The organism is Mangrovitalea sediminis, assembly GCF_002514725.1.
GTDB classification, from domain to species: Bacteria; Pseudomonadota; Gammaproteobacteria; order Pseudomonadales; family Oleiphilaceae; genus Mangrovitalea; species Mangrovitalea sediminis.
In genome coordinates, this window is the sequence record NZ_NTLB01000003.1 from 481,164 (window position 1) to 496,987 (window position 15,824).

General features: G+C 57.7%; 11 protein-coding genes and 3 tRNA genes. 13 read left to right on the plus strand and 1 reads right to left on the minus strand.

Translation table 11 applies throughout. The features are described from left to right. Window positions 1–178 precede the first annotated feature (178 nt). From CLR77_RS09140 to CLR77_RS09170, 7 genes are all read left to right on the plus strand, one after another. Window positions 179–1,516: a DUF5610 domain-containing protein gene (locus CLR77_RS09140; RefSeq protein ID WP_097460312.1), complete on the plus strand. Its 1,338-nt coding sequence runs from the start codon at window positions 179–181 to the stop codon at window positions 1,514–1,516. A gap of 294 nt (window positions 1,517–1,810) precedes the next feature. Then, the gene (gene alaS, locus CLR77_RS09145; RefSeq protein WP_097460313.1) at window positions 1,811–4,438 is read left to right on the plus strand and encodes an alanine--tRNA ligase; all 2,628 of its coding nucleotides are present in this window, start codon (window positions 1,811–1,813) and stop codon (window positions 4,436–4,438) included. Window positions 4,439–4,567: 129 nt separating this feature from the next. Beyond that, window positions 4,568–5,800 (plus strand): aspartate kinase, encoded by a 1,233-nt coding sequence (locus CLR77_RS09150; protein WP_097460314.1) that lies wholly within the window; start codon window positions 4,568–4,570, stop codon window positions 5,798–5,800. A gap of 152 nt (window positions 5,801–5,952) precedes the next feature. Next, window positions 5,953–6,147, plus strand: a complete 195-nt coding sequence (csrA, locus tag CLR77_RS09155; protein ID WP_097460315.1) for a carbon storage regulator CsrA — start codon at window positions 5,953–5,955, stop codon at window positions 6,145–6,147. A 316-nt stretch (window positions 6,148–6,463) separates the two neighbouring features. After that, window positions 6,464–6,556, plus strand: a tRNA-Ser gene (locus CLR77_RS09160). Window positions 6,557–6,568: 12 nt separating this feature from the next. Next, window positions 6,569–6,645 (plus strand) — tRNA-Arg (locus CLR77_RS09165). A 34-nt stretch (window positions 6,646–6,679) separates the two neighbouring features. Continuing rightward, a tRNA-Arg gene (locus tag CLR77_RS09170) sits at window positions 6,680–6,756 on the plus strand. Window positions 6,757–6,818: 62 nt separating this feature from the next. On the opposite strand, the gene metE is transcribed toward CLR77_RS09170, so the two are convergent. Beyond that, a complete protein-coding gene (gene metE, locus CLR77_RS09175; protein WP_097460316.1) occupies window positions 6,819–9,113 on the minus strand; it encodes a 5-methyltetrahydropteroyltriglutamate--homocysteine S-methyltransferase in 2,295 nt (764 codons plus the stop codon). 102 nt (window positions 9,114–9,215) lie between these two features. On the opposite strand from metE, the gene CLR77_RS09180 reads away from it, so the two are divergent. The 6 genes from CLR77_RS09180 (at window position 9,216) to fliE (ending at window position 15,800) form a co-directional block, all read left to right on the plus strand. Next, a complete protein-coding gene (locus tag CLR77_RS09180) occupies window positions 9,216–10,178 on the plus strand; it encodes a LysR substrate-binding domain-containing protein (RefSeq protein WP_097460317.1) in 963 nt (320 codons plus the stop codon). A 44-nt stretch (window positions 10,179–10,222) separates the two neighbouring features. Beyond that, window positions 10,223–10,543, plus strand: a complete 321-nt coding sequence (fliT, locus tag CLR77_RS09185; RefSeq protein ID WP_097460318.1) for a flagellar protein FliT — start codon at window positions 10,223–10,225, stop codon at window positions 10,541–10,543. 197 nt (window positions 10,544–10,740) lie between these two features. Next, complete coding sequence (locus CLR77_RS09190; RefSeq protein ID WP_097460319.1) at window positions 10,741–12,189, plus strand: sigma-54 dependent transcriptional regulator; 1,449 nt, start codon at window positions 10,741–10,743, stop codon at window positions 12,187–12,189. 298 nt (window positions 12,190–12,487) lie between these two features. Then, entirely contained in the window at window positions 12,488–13,723 is a 1,236-nt protein-coding gene (locus CLR77_RS09195; RefSeq protein WP_097460320.1) for a sensor histidine kinase, read from the plus strand. Between the two features lie 19 nt (window positions 13,724–13,742). Beyond that, the gene (locus CLR77_RS09200) at window positions 13,743–15,161 is read left to right on the plus strand and encodes a sigma-54-dependent transcriptional regulator (protein ID WP_097460321.1); all 1,419 of its coding nucleotides are present in this window, start codon (window positions 13,743–13,745) and stop codon (window positions 15,159–15,161) included. Between the two features lie 261 nt (window positions 15,162–15,422). Continuing rightward, window positions 15,423–15,800 (plus strand): flagellar hook-basal body complex protein FliE, encoded by a 378-nt coding sequence (gene fliE / locus CLR77_RS09205; RefSeq protein ID WP_097460322.1) that lies wholly within the window; start codon window positions 15,423–15,425, stop codon window positions 15,798–15,800. Window positions 15,801–15,824 lie beyond the last annotated feature (24 nt).

Genomic DNA, 15,824 nt, shown 5'->3' on the forward strand with positions numbered 1-15,824 from the left:
TGATCCTGGGCCTTGATTGCCAGGCAGTATACTCCGGCTGACGACCGAATGCGGTGAGGATTGGACATCAGGCGGTGGTTCGATAAATGGCGTTTAAAGTTTTTGACGAAGCTGCCGCTAAATGCTCCATCAGGGGGCGGCAAGGCCAAGTCTGCTCCAGCGATGAAGGGGGTTCGTCATGACTATCGCGCTGTCTCCGCTGTTCCAGGGTCTGCTGGGACACTCGTCGGGACTTCATTTGCAGCCGCGTGTCAACGGTCAATCCGCTGACAGTGATTCTGCATTGAGTGCCGGCTCAGCCAAAACCGAGAGTGTTGCCAGCGGTACGGGTGCCAATGAAGACCAGGATACACGGGCGATCAAGCTGCTCCAATCCAGCTTACGCTACCATCTGGGGTCCTTCAGTCGCCAAGCGGGCGCGAGCAGCTCCGGAACCACTTCTGGTGCAACCGCACCACAGTCGTCAGAAGCGCCATCTGCGGATAAAACCGCCAAGAATATTCTCGGATTCATTACCCAGCGTCTGAATCAGGCCGCTGCCAATGGCGCGGACCAATCGCAGCTGGATGGCCTGCTCAATCAGGCTCGTGATGGTGTGCAGAAGGGCTTCCAGGAAGCCCGTGACCAGTTGAAGTCGTTGGGTTTGCTCAGCCCGGAGCTGGACAAGTCCATCGGGAAAAGTCTGTCCAGTGTCACACAGGGGCTCGACAAGCTTCAGCAGCAGGTTGACGGTGCCACGGCGAGCAGCGGGTCAGCCGGCGCCACAGGTTCCGGTTCGGCCGACGTTGTGTCCAGTCAGGCTGCCGCGATCGAGTCGACCAGTCGTGAGAGCCTGTCGCTGAAGATCACAACGAAAGACGGCGACCGGGTTACGATCCAGCTGGATCAGCGTCAATACGACGGAGCATCGATCAGTAGCTCCCAGAATGCCAGCGGACAAACTCTGCAGGCGCAGACCGGCCACCTGTTTTCTGGGCACTATCGGATCAGCGTCAAGGGGCATCTGGATGCCAGTGAGCAGAAGTCGATCACTGACCTGCTGGACAAGGTGCAGTCGCTCTCCAACACCTTTTTTAATGGCAATGTGCAGGACGCCTTCAAGCAGGCTCAGTCGCTGGGTATCGATGGCACTTCGCTGGCCAAGTTCAGTCTCTCACTGAGTTACAGTAAGAGCGTTCGGGCGGCGGCTTACAGCCAAACGGCGCCGGCCGCCCAGTCTTTGGCATCGCTGCAGCCTATCGGGCAGCTGGCGTCGGGTGTTCAGGGCGCATCGCAACAGGCTGCGCAGTCCGGTGTAAGCGCCAATGATTTTGCCTCGTTGTTCCAGCAACTGCTGGGGGCTGGTCACCAACAGGCGACGCAGCTGGGGCAGTCTGTCGCACCCAAAGACTTTCTTTCCCAGTTCCTGCAAACATTACTGTCACCTGCCGACAGCAAGGCTTCATCGTCTGCCGCAGGGCATACCTCCAAAACCGCTGCTTCGCAGCCGGCGACATCCGCCCAATCGGTGGCATAAAAACGTCTTACCGGAGCTCAAGGGGAACCTTGGGCCCGGGTGTCATTCCTATCTGTGCGCCTCATCGACTTTTTCGCTCTGCGGGCGCGTTTTGACGCTGGCCAAGCTGTGTTACAGTAACGCTCTTTCGCGCGTCCACGCCGCCACAGCGCCGGGTTTCGCCCCGTCCGATGGCAAACATATACCGAATCCGCATCTGTACCGGCCCTTAGCAACCCGTACAGCGTGATCGGCTGCCGGCCGGCGCTGGACGTGAGATGAATCTCTTTGGGACAAGGTGATCGGGAATCGGGTATGAAGACCGCAGAAATACGTAAGGCCTTTTTGGAATTCTTCCAGCAGCAGGGACATACCATCGTGCCCAGCAGTTCGCTGGTGCCCGCGAACGATCCCACCCTGCTGTTCACCAATGCCGGGATGAATCAGTTCAAGGATGTCTTCCTGGGGCGTGAGCAGCGTAATTACTCCCGCGCGACCAGTTCCCAGCGCTGCGTGCGTGCCGGCGGCAAACACAACGACCTCGAGAACGTCGGCTATACCGCCCGTCACCATACCTTCTTTGAGATGCTGGGTAACTTCAGCTTCGGTGACTACTTCAAACGCGAAGCCATTAACTTCGCCTGGACCTTCCTGACGTCGCCGGACTGGCTGGGCATCGATCGCGACCGCCTGTGGGTGACCGTCTACGGGTCCGATGACGAAGCTTTCAATATCTGGGCCGATGAGATCGGTGTGCCGCGCGAGCGGATTGTGCGCATCGGTGACAACAAGGGTGCGCCCTATGCCTCCGACAACTTCTGGCAGATGGGCGATACCGGCCCCTGTGGCCCCTGTACCGAAATCTTCTTCGATCACGGTCCTGACGTGGCCGGAGGTCCTCCTGGCAGTCCTGAGGAGGACGGTGACCGCTATATCGAGATCTGGAACGTGGTCTTCATGCAATTCAATCGTACTGCAGACGGTGAAATGCAGCCGTTGCCGCGTCCCTCGGTGGATACCGGTATGGGGCTGGAGCGCATTTCGGCCGTCATGCAGAAGGTCCATAGCAACTATGAGATAGACCTGTTCGAAGACCTTCTCAAGGCCGCGTCCGATGTCCTGGGCGGTATCGATCATCGGGAAGCGTCCCTGCGGGTCATTGCCGATCACATCCGCTCCTGTGCGTTCCTGATCACTGACGGCGTCATGCCATCCAATGAAGGACGCGGCTTTGTGTTGCGCCGGATCATTCGCCGTGCGGTACGTCATGGCAACAAGCTCGGCGCGAAAGAACCCTTTTTCTACAAATTGGTTGGCGCTCTGGCGGCGATCATGGGCGATGCCTACCCCGAGCTGAAACAACAGCGTGAGCAGATCGAGCGCATTCTCCTGCAGGAGGAAGAGCAGTTCGCCCGCACTCTGGACAAGGGGCTGCGCCTGCTTGAGCAGGACATCGAAGCGCTTAGCGGAACCGAGATTCCGGGTACCACCATCTTTACGCTTTACGACACCTATGGTTTTCCTGTCGACCTGACCAACGATATCGCCCGCGAGCGTGGCCTGACGTTGGACTACGAAGGTTATGAGCGGGAGATGGAGGCGCAGCGCGAGCGGGCCAGGGCGGCCAGTAAGTTCGGCGTCGATTATAACGCCGGCGTGCGGCTTGAAGGGCGTACCGAGTTTACCGGTTACGAACTGGTCGATGACCGGGATGTGGTGCGTGCCGTTTATGTCGACGGCAAGGTTGGTACCGCGGCTGCCGGTGACGAGGCGGTGGTGGTTCTGGAGAAAACACCTTTTTATGCGGAGTCCGGCGGTCAGGTCGGTGATACCGGTGTACTGCTGTGGAATGGTGGTCGCTTCGAGGTGACCGATACCCGCAAAGACGGTGATCATCACCTGCACGTTGGCCGTGTGGTCAGCGGCGAGCTGACCAGCGGCCAGCAGGTGGAAGCCCGTGTCGATCAGCAGCGGCGTCAGGCGACAGCCCTGAATCACTCTGCAACGCATTTGCTGCACGCGGCTCTGCGGCAGGTTCTGGGGGACCATGTCACCCAGAAAGGCTCGCTGGTGGATCCCGACCGCCTGCGCTTTGACTTCTCTCACTTTGAAGCCGTCTCTGCCGATCAGTTGAAGACCATCGAGCGGATGGTCAATGCACAGATCCGCGCCAATACCCCGGTTCACACAGAGCTGATGGATATGGACCGCGCGCGTGAAAAGGGCGCAATGGCGCTGTTCGGGGAAAAATACGGCGATACGGTCCGGGTGTTGTCGATGGGAACCGAGGGCTTTTCCGTGGAGCTTTGCGGTGGTATCCATGCCGCCCGTACCGGTGATATCGGCGTGCTGCGGATTACCGGTGAAAGTGGCATTTCGGCAGGTGTTCGGCGGATCGAGGCGGTTACCGGCCAAGGGGCGCTGGACTGGTTCGATGCGACGGAGTCGACGCTCCGGGAAGTGGCGTCATTGGTCAAGGCCAACCGGGATGCCGTTATCGAGAAGGTGCAGGTTGCTGTTGAGCGCAGCCGACAGCTGGAAAAAGAGCTGGCGCAACTGAAAGGCAAGCTGGCCAGCGCTGCCGGATCGGATTTGGCGTCCAGTGCCAAAGAGGTCGGCGGGGTTAAAGTCGTGGCTGCCGAGATGGCGGGCGCCGACCGTAAAGGTCTGATGGAAACGGTCGATCAGCTCAAGAACAAGCTGGGCTCCGGTATCGTCGTATTGGCGAGTGTCGAGGACGGCAAGGTATCCCTTGTTGCAGGCGTCACCAAGGATCTCACTGCCCGGGTGCGCGCTGGCGACCTGGTTCGGGATCTTGCCGCTGAGGTCGGCGGTAAGGGCGGCGGTCGTCCCGATATGGCGCAGGGGGGTGGTACCGATGCCGATAAGCTGCCGGCGGCGCTGGCGTCCGTCGAGGCCCGCGTTGCGGCCCTGCTGGGCTGAGGGCGGCGCGCCAGTGCACAAGAGACTGTTGCGGACGGCGGGGCACTGTTTATAATCGCGGCCCCGGCATTGTCCGCAAATTGATCAACGGCTTTCTTCAGGACCTTAGTGAAAGGACAAAGACGTCACATGGCATTACTGGTTCAGAAATTTGGCGGTACCTCCGTCGGTACCGTGGATCGCATTGAGGCGGTGGCCGATAAGGTCAAGGCGTTCCGGGAAGCCGGTCACGATTTGGTGATTGTAGTGTCGGCGATGAGCGGGGAAACCAACCGACTGATTTCCCTGGCCAAGGAAATCATGGAGGAGCCCACGCCGAGAGAGTTCGACGTACTGCTCTCCACGGGTGAACAGGTCACTATCGCGTTGTTATGCATGGCACTGATCAAACGTGGCGTGGAAGCCCGTTCCTATACCGGAGCCCAGGTGCGTATCGTCACTGACAGTGTCTTCAACAAGGCACGCATCCAGTCAATTGACGACTGCAATATGCGCGCCGACCTGCAGGCCGGTCGAGTCGTTGTGGTTGCGGGTTTCCAGGGGGTCGATGAGCAGGGGAACATCACCACGCTGGGACGGGGTGGCTCCGACACCACCGCTGTGGCCTTGGCGGCCGCGCTCAAGGCGGACGAATGCCAGATCTATACGGATGTGGACGGTGTCTATACCACGGACCCGCGGGTGGTCGATACCGCGCGCCGTCTGGACAAGATCACATTCGAGGAAATGATCGAGATGGCGAGCCTGGGCTCCAAGGTCCTGCAGATCCGCTCGGTCGAATTTGCCGGCAAATACAATGTACCGTTACGGGTGCTTTCCAGTTTCCAGGAAGGGCCCGGCACGCTGATTACCCTTGAGGATGAGAACGTGATGGAGCAACCCGTTGTTTCCGGTATCGCCTTCAACCGTGATGAAGCGAAATTGACGATAGCCGGTGTACCAGATACCCCCGGCGTTGCGCTGCGCATCCTGCAACCGATCAGTGAAGCCAATATCGAGGTCGACATGATCGTGCAGAACGTCAGTGCCGATAATCGCACTGATTTCACGTTCACCGTGCACCGCAACGATTACCGCCGGGCGCTCGACGTCCTGCAAAATGTTGCAAAAGACGTGGCGGCACTTGAGGTCAAGAGTGATAACAAAATTGCAAAAGTGTCTATAGTGGGCGTAGGGATGCGGTCTCACGCGGGAGTTGCCACCAAGATGTTCAAGGCACTTTCCCAGGAAGGGATCAATATCCAGATGATCTCGACGTCTGAGATCAAGATTTCCGTCGTCATCGACGAGAAATATCTGGAGTTGGCGGTTCGTGCGCTGCATAGCGCATTTGAGCTGCACAAGCCCGAGGACAATCACTGAGGTGCGATTTGGTCGCCGCACTTTCAGGGTTGTACCGGCACTGCAGGTGCGAACGGAGATCCTTAAAGGACACTCATTCGTATGATATGGCAGGGCCGGGTTACTATAACGAATATATTCGGAACAGGTCGCTCTGAATAAGGAGTAAGGATATGTTGATTCTAACCCGCCGTGTAGGCGAGACCCTGATGGTCGGTGACGATGTTACCGTTACTGTTCTGGGGGTTAAGGGAAATCAGGTACGTATTGGGGTGAATGCTCCGAAAGACGTGGCGGTTCACCGTGAAGAGATCTACCAGCGCATTCAGCGTGAGAAGAGTGACGGTGAGGATCAGGGGCACGATTAGTTCGCCCCTGAGCTGAGTGACGGGCTTGCGCCGATGTCGTCAACAGCCTTAAGCCTACACCGTATGAAAGGGAGCCGGACTGATTCTGGTTCCAAAGAAGGGAGCCCTGATTGAGGTGTCGAAAGGCACTTGGTTGGCGGCTCCTTTTTTGTGGCATCAGGTTTCGTGGGATGGGGAAGGCGGTTTTCTCCGGGATCGGTTTTTGTCGATATCTCAAGGAGTTTGGTGTCGTTTCGGTGATTTTGGATGTCATTGGAAAAAAGCCGGATCAACCCTATGAATCCGGAAAATTTATGGTATGATACGCCGCGTCTTTGGAGAGGTGGCCGAGTGGCTGAAGGCGCTCCCCTGCTAAGGGAGTATAGGGCTTATACCCCTATCGAGGGTTCGAATCCCTCCCTCTCCGCCATTGACGCTTTGCGCGGCTGTAGCTCAGCTGGATAGAGTACCTGGCTACGAACCAGGCGGTCGGAGGTTCGAATCCTCCCAGCCGCGCCACTTAACGTTGATCGGTGACGTAAACCATCGATATGCGGCTGTAGCTCAGCTGGATAGAGTACCTGGCTACGAACCAGGCGGTCGGAGGTTCGAATCCTCCCAGCCGCGCCATATCAAACAAAAGTGCCCGCTTAATGCGGGCATTTTTGTGTCTGGACTTTGGCATCCTGGGTTTAAATGCTCTGTGCCAGCTCTTCCCGTACGGCCTTTGTGGCCGCCACCATGGCAGAGAGAGACGCTTTCACTTCCTGCCAGCCGCGCGTTTTAAGGCCGCAATCCGGATTGATCCACAGGCGCTCGGCAGGTAAGACGGTCAGAAGCTGCCGGATACGCGCCGCGATCTGGGGTTCGCTGGGAGCCAGCGGGCTGTGGATATCATAGACTCCGGGGCCCAGGTTCTGGCGGTAGCCGGCGTCCCGCAGGCGAGGAACCACGGCCAGGTCCGTGCGCGCTGCCTCGATAGTGGCAACATCGGCATCCAGTGCACCGATAGCTTCGATAATATCCTCGAAGCGTGAGTAACACATGTGGGTGTGGATCTGGGTTTCCGGCGCGACGCCGGCAGTCGCCAGGCGAAACGCATCGGTGGCCCAGTTGAGATATTCCTCCTGGCGCTGCTTCCTCAGCGGCAACTTTTCCCGGAGTGCCGGTTCATCGACCTGGATGATCCTGATGCCCGCCTGCTCGAGACTGGCGAGTTCGTCGCTCAGGGCCAGCGCAATCTGGTCGGCAATCGTCGAGTTGGCAATGTCGTCCCTGGGAAACGACCAGGCGAGCATCGTTACAGGGCCCGTAAGCATGCCTTTGACGGGCTTGGTCGTCGAAGTGGCCGCAAGCTTGATCCACTGGCCAGAGAGCGACGCCTTGCGACTGACGTCCCCGTAGATAATGGGCGGTTTGACGCATCGAGTGCCGTAGCTCTGCACCCAGCCATTTTGGGTGGTGGCAAAGCCAGTCAGGAAGTCGGCGAAATATTCGACCATATCGTTTCTTTCGGGCTCGCCGTGCACCAATACGTCCAGGCCGAGCGATTCCTGGATGGCGATGTTGTCGGTGATTGAGCGTTCGATAGCGGCATCGTAGGCGAGTTTATCGATCTTTCCCTGGCGCAATTCGCGGCGGGCTCGGCGTAGGTCTTCCGTTTGCGGGAAGGAGCCAATGGTTGTCGTTGGCAGGGGCGGCAGCTTCAGGCTGTTTTGCTGCAGAGGATAACGTTCGGCAAACGGGAGGCTGCGGCGTCGATGATCGGGGCCGGTATGGTCCAGTCGATCCTGTACCTCCTTTAGATGCCGCTCGGGCAGCCGGGCCCAGGCATCGCGGGCCTGGTTGCTATGGGTGAACGCGTTAAGCCATTCGGAGGCCGGCGCGTCGGCAAGGCGAGCGGCCAGGACTTTGAGTTCGAACTGCTTCTGCTCGGCAAAGGCAAGGTTTTCCTGCAAGGCGGCTGGCAGCTGTGTTTCCTGCGCGCTGTCGTAAGGTACGTGTAGCAGAGAGCAACTGGTAGACAGCCAGAGGCGTTGACCAAGTCGCTCCCGGGCCGGGATCAGTCGCTGATAGATGGCCTCAAGATCCGCGCGCCAGATATTGCGTCCACTGATAACGCCACAGGACAGGATCTTGTTGGGGCCCAGTCGATCAAGAAGTACGCCGAGTTGCTCCGGTGCGCTGACAAGGTCAACGTGAAGACCGTCGACCGGGAGGCTCAATGCCAGTGAGAGATTGTCTTCCAGTCCACCGAAATAGCTGCTGACGAACACCTTGACAGTGCGTCCGAGCATCAGCTGATGGTAGGAGCGCTCGAACGCGTGGCGCCAGTCGGCAGGCAGGTCCAGGGCCAGCACGGGTTCATCCAGTTGAACCCATTCAACGCCTCGTTCCTGCAAAGCGTTCAGGACGTCCCGGTATACGGGTAGGAGGCGTTCGAGAGCCTCAAACGGATCAATGCTGTCGAAATGGCTTAGCCAGACGAATGTCAGTGGGCCCGTTAGTGCCACCTTTAGGTGGTCAGAGTATTGTGCGGCTTCGTCCACCCAATCGAGCAAGTCGCCACCCAGCCATTGGGGCCGGGTTTCCGGATCCCACTCTGGCGCCAGATAGTGGTAGTTGGTGTCGAACCATTTGCGCATCGGACTGGCCGCACGCTCTTCGCCATGCTCATCGCGATGTCCTCGGGCGACGGCATAGACCTGATCCTGTCGATCCAGCTTAAGGCCCTGGCGAAACCGGGCGGGGACGATGTTGAACGACAGCGCCTGCTCGAGTACCTGGTCGTACCACGCGAAGTCACCAACCGTCAGGTGACCCGCGCCAGCCTCGAGTTGTTGCTGCCAATGCTGGCGGCGTAGTTCGGCGCCAGTTTCGCGAAGGGCCTGCAGGGGCTGTTCACCTCGCCAATAGGCTTCCGTTGCCCACTTAAGTTGTCGTTGGGGCCCTATCCTGGGGAATCCCAGGAAATGCAAATGTGCCATCTTTTTGGCTCTCCTTTGGGTGAGTTGTTGGATGGGGCCATTGTGTCGCGTCGTGTAAATGAGACAAAATCAATGTCCTCAGAATTAAAATGAAAAAAATTCATGATTGATGTGAAGCACCTGAAAACGCTGCAGGCCTTATCGGAAGCCGGCAGCCTGACATTGGCCGCGGATCGCCTGCACGTGACGCAGTCGGCGTTGTCGCACCAGCTCCTGGATCTGGAACGTTATTTCGGGGTATCACTGTTCCTGCGGAAGTCGCGTCCATTGCGCCTGACGCCGGCGGGAGAGCTGTTGTTGTCGCTGGCGGAGCGGGTGGTGCCCGAGATCCGCGAAGCGGAGCAGCGGTTATTCCAGCTGGGCAACGGTAAGCGTGGTCGGCTGCATATGGCCATCGAATGCCATAGTTGTTATCTGTGGCTGATACCGGCCATCAACGCATATCGCGGGGCCTGGCCGGATGTCGAGCTGGATTTTGTGGGACACTGGCACCTGGATGCCTTGCCCGCATTGCGTGAAGAGCAGCTCGATCTGGTGGTGACTTCAGATCCGTTACCCCTGGAAGGCATTCACTACGAGCCTCTGTTTCGCTATGAAATGCTGTTGGGGGTTGCACCGGAGCACCCCCTTGCCAGGGAGGCGGTGATTACGCCGGAGGCGTTGGCGCGGGAAACCCTTATCACCTATCCGGTGGCTCCCGAAAGATTGGATGTGATGCGTCATTTCTTGACGCCGTTAGGGCTGCAGCCGGTTGAGGTGCGAACTGCTGACATGACGCTGATGATCGCTCAGTTGGTCGCCAGCCAGCGTGGTGTTGCAGCGCTCCCCAGTTGGGCCTTGCGAGAGTTCACCGAGTCCCAGCTCCTGTGCGCACGCCCCTTTGCCGGCGGCGGGCTTTGGTCGGATCTGTATGCGGCAGTGCGATTGGATGAACGGAACGCGCCATTTATGCGGGCTTTTCTGCAGACATTGGTCGAGGTGTCGTTCCGAACGCTGCGGAATATTTTCCCTTTGACGGGCGGTAAGGAGAGTTTTGCTGGCAAAGGGCGCAGCGTGCCACAATAGCGACAGCTCCATTCCTTGTTATTTTTTCTCACGAAGGTCCCAACATGGACAATGTGCTCAAGGCGCTGGATGAACTGGCAGAGACTTTAGCGGCAGCGGTCGAGCGGGGTGACTGGGACACGGTGACAGCTCTCGACGAGAACCTGCAGGCTTCGGTGGAAGCGGCAATGGCGGAGGCGCGTGCAGGCGATATTTCCGCCGAAGCATTGCGGGCGCGACTCGATACCTTGCAGGAGCTCTACATGAAGGCCCGTGAAATCGCTGTTAAATCACGTGATAAAGCGGCTCTGGCATTGCGTCAGATGGGGAAGACCCATGAGGCGGCAAATGCCTACTTGGATGTCTCGAAACCCCGTCGCGACTAATTTTTGCGTTACGAATTCGACGCGAATTTGATTTTGTCAAAGGCCTACCATCTCCGGCGTCATAAAATTGACTCTTAGGGCATAACATACTTAAATACCCAACGGGTTAATTCACGTTAATGTGTTGCTGCTGTTTTCAGCGCTGTCGCTGGTCATCCGGTCACAGAAATAACGACAAACCGGGGTGTTTCGTCTGCATGACAAAAGAAAGCAAGGTATTGGTGCTGCTCGATGATGTGGAGCGGCGTCGCGATTTGAGTGTCATTCTGGACTTTGTGGGAGAAGAGTTTCTGGCGCCGGCACTGGACGGTTGGCAACAGGTGCTGGATGGGGAACAGCATTCTCCTCAGGATCTTGCTGTGGCTATTCTCGACAGCCATGCCGGGGATGCTGTGCAGCGGGTCACCGAAGTCGCCGAGTTGGATCAGGCGTTGCCGATTCTACTGATCGGCGACCGTGAGCTTGACGGCCTTGATGACGAGATTGAAACCCGGGTGATTGCTCGTCTCAACTGGGTGCCCAATTACACCAAGTTTGTCGATTCGCTTTACCGTGCCCAGGTCTATCGTCAGCAGTTCGCTCGCAACCGGGAGCGGGGGCAGCAGCGCGATGTCCAGTTATTCCGGAGTCTGGTGGGCACCAGTCGGGCCGTCCAGCATGTTCGGCAGCTGATGACTCAGGTGGCGGATAAGGACGTGAGCGTCCTGATCACCGGCGAGTCCGGTACCGGAAAGGAAGTCGTTGCCCGCAACCTGCATTATCATTCTCCCCGCCGGGATAAGCCTTTTGTTCCCGTCAATTGCGGTGCTATTCCTGCAGAGTTGCTCGAAAGTGAGCTGTTTGGGCACGAGAAAGGGGCCTTTACCGGGGCTATTACCTCCCGCGTCGGCCGTTTTGAGATGGCGGAAGGGGGCACGCTGTTTCTGGACGAGATTGGCGATATGCCGCTCAATATGCAGGTCAAGATCCTGCGGGTGTTGCAGGAGCGTACCTATGAGCGGGTGGGGAGCAACCGGACGATCCAGGCCAATGTGCGGGTCATCGCCGCGACACACAAGAACCTGGAAGACATGATCGAGAACGGCCTGTTCCGGGAAGATCTCTATTATCGCCTTAATGTATTCCCTATCGAGATGCCGGCGCTTCGTGAGCGCGTTGAAGACATTCCGCTGCTGATCAATGAATTGATTGCACGGATGGAAAAGGAAAAACGCGGCTCTATCCGCCTCAATTCGGCCAGCATCATGAGCCTGTGCCGACACGATTGGCCTGGCAACGTGCGCGAGCTCGCCAACCTGATCGAGCGCTTGGCGATTATGCACCCCTACGGCGTTATCGGTGTTCAGGAGCTACCGAAGAAGTTTCGTTATATCGATGACATCGATGAGAATCGCCCCGTCGAGGACACGGGTATGCCGATCAATATCCCCGGTTTGGTCGGACTGGACGCGCCGGCGCTGCTGCCCGTAAACGGGGTCGACCTCAAGGAGTATCTGGGCAACCTCGAGCGTAGCCTGATTCAGCAGGCTTTGGATGAGTCGGGTGGCGTGGTGGCTCGCGCTGCGGAAAAACTGCGTATCCGCCGGACAACCCTGGTGGAAAAGGTTCGCAAGTACGGCCTGCGCGAAGAGGCTGAGGAAGAGTAGTTCCATCAACTGATTTTGCGCTCTACAAGCCCACTTCCTGACGATATCGGTAACGACACTCCCTGACTGCCCGGTCGCCCCTGTAATGGGGGACCGGCGCGTCAATAATCTGTAGATGCTTCGGATTACCCCAATCCAGAACGACGAAAACCCGTCTTTCTCGCCCCCTTCGATGTGAATCTTTTATTCTAGTTGTCTGTATTTAAAAAAGAAAATTCACTTGGCACGGCTCGTGCTATTTGTTGTTGGCAAGTCAATCCGCCACGCTTCGCCACGGTGTGTCGAACGAGGAAAGAGCATGAGCCAACAACAGACAATCCGGTTTGAAGGGCTGTCCGCCGACCAGTATTCGAATGCGGCGGCTGACGTCAACGAAAAGGTAACGGCACTGTTTCCTGCAGGTCGTGACGAACCTGCCGTGGATCAGGCATTGGAACTTTTCAACCGGATGTCCCGGCAGATCACTGACTCTTATCGGACACTGGAATCCCGTGTTAACCAGTTGTCCGGGGAGCTCTCGGCGGAAGCGCAGCAGCGGCGCCAGGAGCTTGAAGAGAAGGAATGTCTTGCCGACCGTTTGTCGACACTGCTTGCAGCACTGCCGGCTGGCGTGGTCGTACTGGATAGCCAGGGTGTTATCACTCAGTGCAACCCGGCGGCGATCGATCTGCTTGGTGAACCTCTGGAAGGTGAGCGTTGGCTGGACATTATCCAGCGCTGCTTTGCGCCGCGTCGGGATGATGGTCACGAGGTATCCCTTAAGGATGGCCGTCGTGTCAGCATCGAAATCCGGACGATGAATAACGAGCCTGGTCAGTTGATCCTTCTGACCGACCTGACGGAAACCCGTCGTCTGCAATCGGATCTTGCCCGTGCCGAGCGGCTATCGTCCATGGGGAGAATGGTGGCGTCCCTGGCGCATCAGGTGCGTACGCCGCTTTCCGCTGCGATGCTCTATGCCGGTCATCTTTGTCAGCCGGATCTGACGGACGACCTGCGTTTACGTTGTGCTGAGAAGTTGATGTCCCGCCTGAGTCATCTTGAACATCAGGTTCGGGACATGCTGATTTTTGCGCGTGGCGAAACCCGTCTGGCAGAACAAATGAGCCTGGCTGACTTTGTGAAAGCGCTCGGTCAGGCGACCGAAGCTCCGGTCACGGCACGCGGGGCCGCGTTGGCGTGGCACAGTGCTGTCGGGGACGGTCGACTGTTGTGTAACCGGGATGCTTTGATCGGCGCCTGTATGAACCTGATCAATAACAGTCTGGAAGCGGGTGCGACAGCGATTCGCATCGAGGCTGTCGAGGAGAAAGCGGTTTTCGTCCTGAAAATCTGCGACAACGGGCCTGGATTCGATAAGGCGCTGCGAGACCGTTTGCTGGAAGCCTTCTATACCACGAAATCCCAAGGTACCGGGCTGGGGCTGGCCGTCGTTCAGGCGGTGGTGCATGCCCACAAGGGTGAGTTTTCGCTTGATGCGGCTGAAGAGGGGGCAGTTGCCACCCTGCGGCTGCCTTTATACATGAAGTCCTGAGGAGTGCGCGGAGGCAATTATGGCCAAGGCAACCCTACTGATCGTTGAAGACGATGCTGACCTGCGCGACGCGCTGGTGACCACGCTCGAAATGGCCCGCTTTGGTGTTGAGCAGGCGGACTGTGCCGAACAGGCGCTGGAGAAAATGGCCCGGCGACCCTTTGATATGGTGGTCAGCGACGTCAATATGCCGGGCATGTCCGGGCATGAGTTGTTGGACGAAGTCCAACGGCGCTATCCGGGTACGCCCATGATGCTGATTACGGCATACGGGCAGATCAATCACGCCGTGTCTGCGATTCAGGCGGGCGCCGTCGATTATCTGGTGAAGCCGTTCGAACCGGAAGTCCTCATCGAGGCCGTCACCAAAGTTGTCGGTGGGCCTGTTGCGAGTGCCGACGAGCCGGTGGCGGAAGATCCTGTCAGTCAGCGGCTGTTCCAGCTGGCGAAGCGGGTTGCCGGGTGCGACTCCACCGTGATGATCTCCGGGGAGAGCGGAACGGGTAAAGAGGTGCTGGCACGCTACATCCACCAGCACTCGTCCCGTGCTGAGGCGCCTTTCGTTGCGATCAACTGCGCGGCGATTCCCGAGAATATGCTGGAGGCGATTCTGTTTGGGCATGAGAAGGGCGCTTTTACCGGTGCCTATGCGTCGTCTCCGGGCAAATTCGAACAGGCCAATGGCGGCACCATCCTGCTGGATGAGGTGTCGGAAATGGACCTTGGTCTGCAGGCCAAGTTACTCAGGGTTTTGCAGGAGCGTGAGGTCGAGCGCGTCGGTGGTCGTCGCACAATTGCCCTGGATGTCCGGGTGCTTGCAACTACCAACCGCGATTTGCGTGACTATGTGCGGGCCGGGCGGTTCCGCGAGGATCTCTATTATCGCTTGAGCGTGTTCCCTTTACAGTGGCAGCCGCTGCGTGAACGTCGACGCGACATTCTGCCTTTGGCGGAATACTTGCTGCGTAAACATTCACGCAAGATGAAACTTAGCGGCATTACTTTCGACGTGGATGCCAGAGAGGCACTTTTGATGCATCCCTGGCCGGGCAATGTCCGCGAACTCGATAATGCGATTCAACGGGCCCTGGTCTTGCATCAGGGGCAACGTATCTCTGCTGATGACCTGTGTCTGGATGTTGCCATGGCATCGGGGCTGGCGGCCCCGGTCACAGAATCCTCGTTATCGGCTGTCGTGGCCGTGCCGGCAGAGAGTGCGCCGCTCGCTACCGAGGTGCCGGACCCGGCTGACCACACGTTGGGGCGCGACCTTCAGCAGCGGGAATTCCAGATTATTCTCGATACGTTACGCATGGAGCGTGGGCGTCGTAAGCAGGCAGCCGAGCGGCTGGGTATCAGCCCGAGGACCTTGCGATATAAGTTGGCTCAAATGCGGGATCAGGGAATAGATCTCGAATCAGAATTGGTCTACGCCTAAACGGTAATCCTCTTTTCATTCTCTCGTTTCTACTAGCCCCTTGGGTGACCTTTGGTCACCCGTTTTTTTTGTGTCGAGATCTACCTTTCCAGTCCCTGTCGAAAACTTGACAACCCGTTAATGTGAGCACGAAAACTTTATAAATAATCCTTTTTAAACAATGGATTGTTGTGTTTGGCGCGAAGCTTGCTAAACCCTCTCAAACTGACGGTATTCGTGAACGGAGTCCCGTCAACGCTTTGGGCAGGGGAGGTAAACGTCATGGTTGAACGCGCCGATATCAATAATGTTCTGTCACAGATTCGTACCATGCGTGCGGAAATGATGCAGAAGCAGCGTATCCAACAGGACATTCAGGCCGATCGCATTGGTGCCGGAACACAGATTGGGCAAATCGGCAAGGCGCAGGACGCGATGCCGAGCTTTGGCCAGACCCTCGAAAATGCCATTAATACCGTCAACGATCTTCAGCAGAATTCGAGTCAGCTATCCACCGCCTATGAAAAGGGTGATCCCAAGGTGGATATCACGCGCGTGATGATTGCCTCCCAAAAGGCATCGCTGTCGTTCCAGGCGTTGACCCAGGTGCGAAACAAGGTGATCGAGGCGTATCAGGACATTATGAAAATGCCTATGTGAGTGTGCGTCTGCGGTTGACTACCG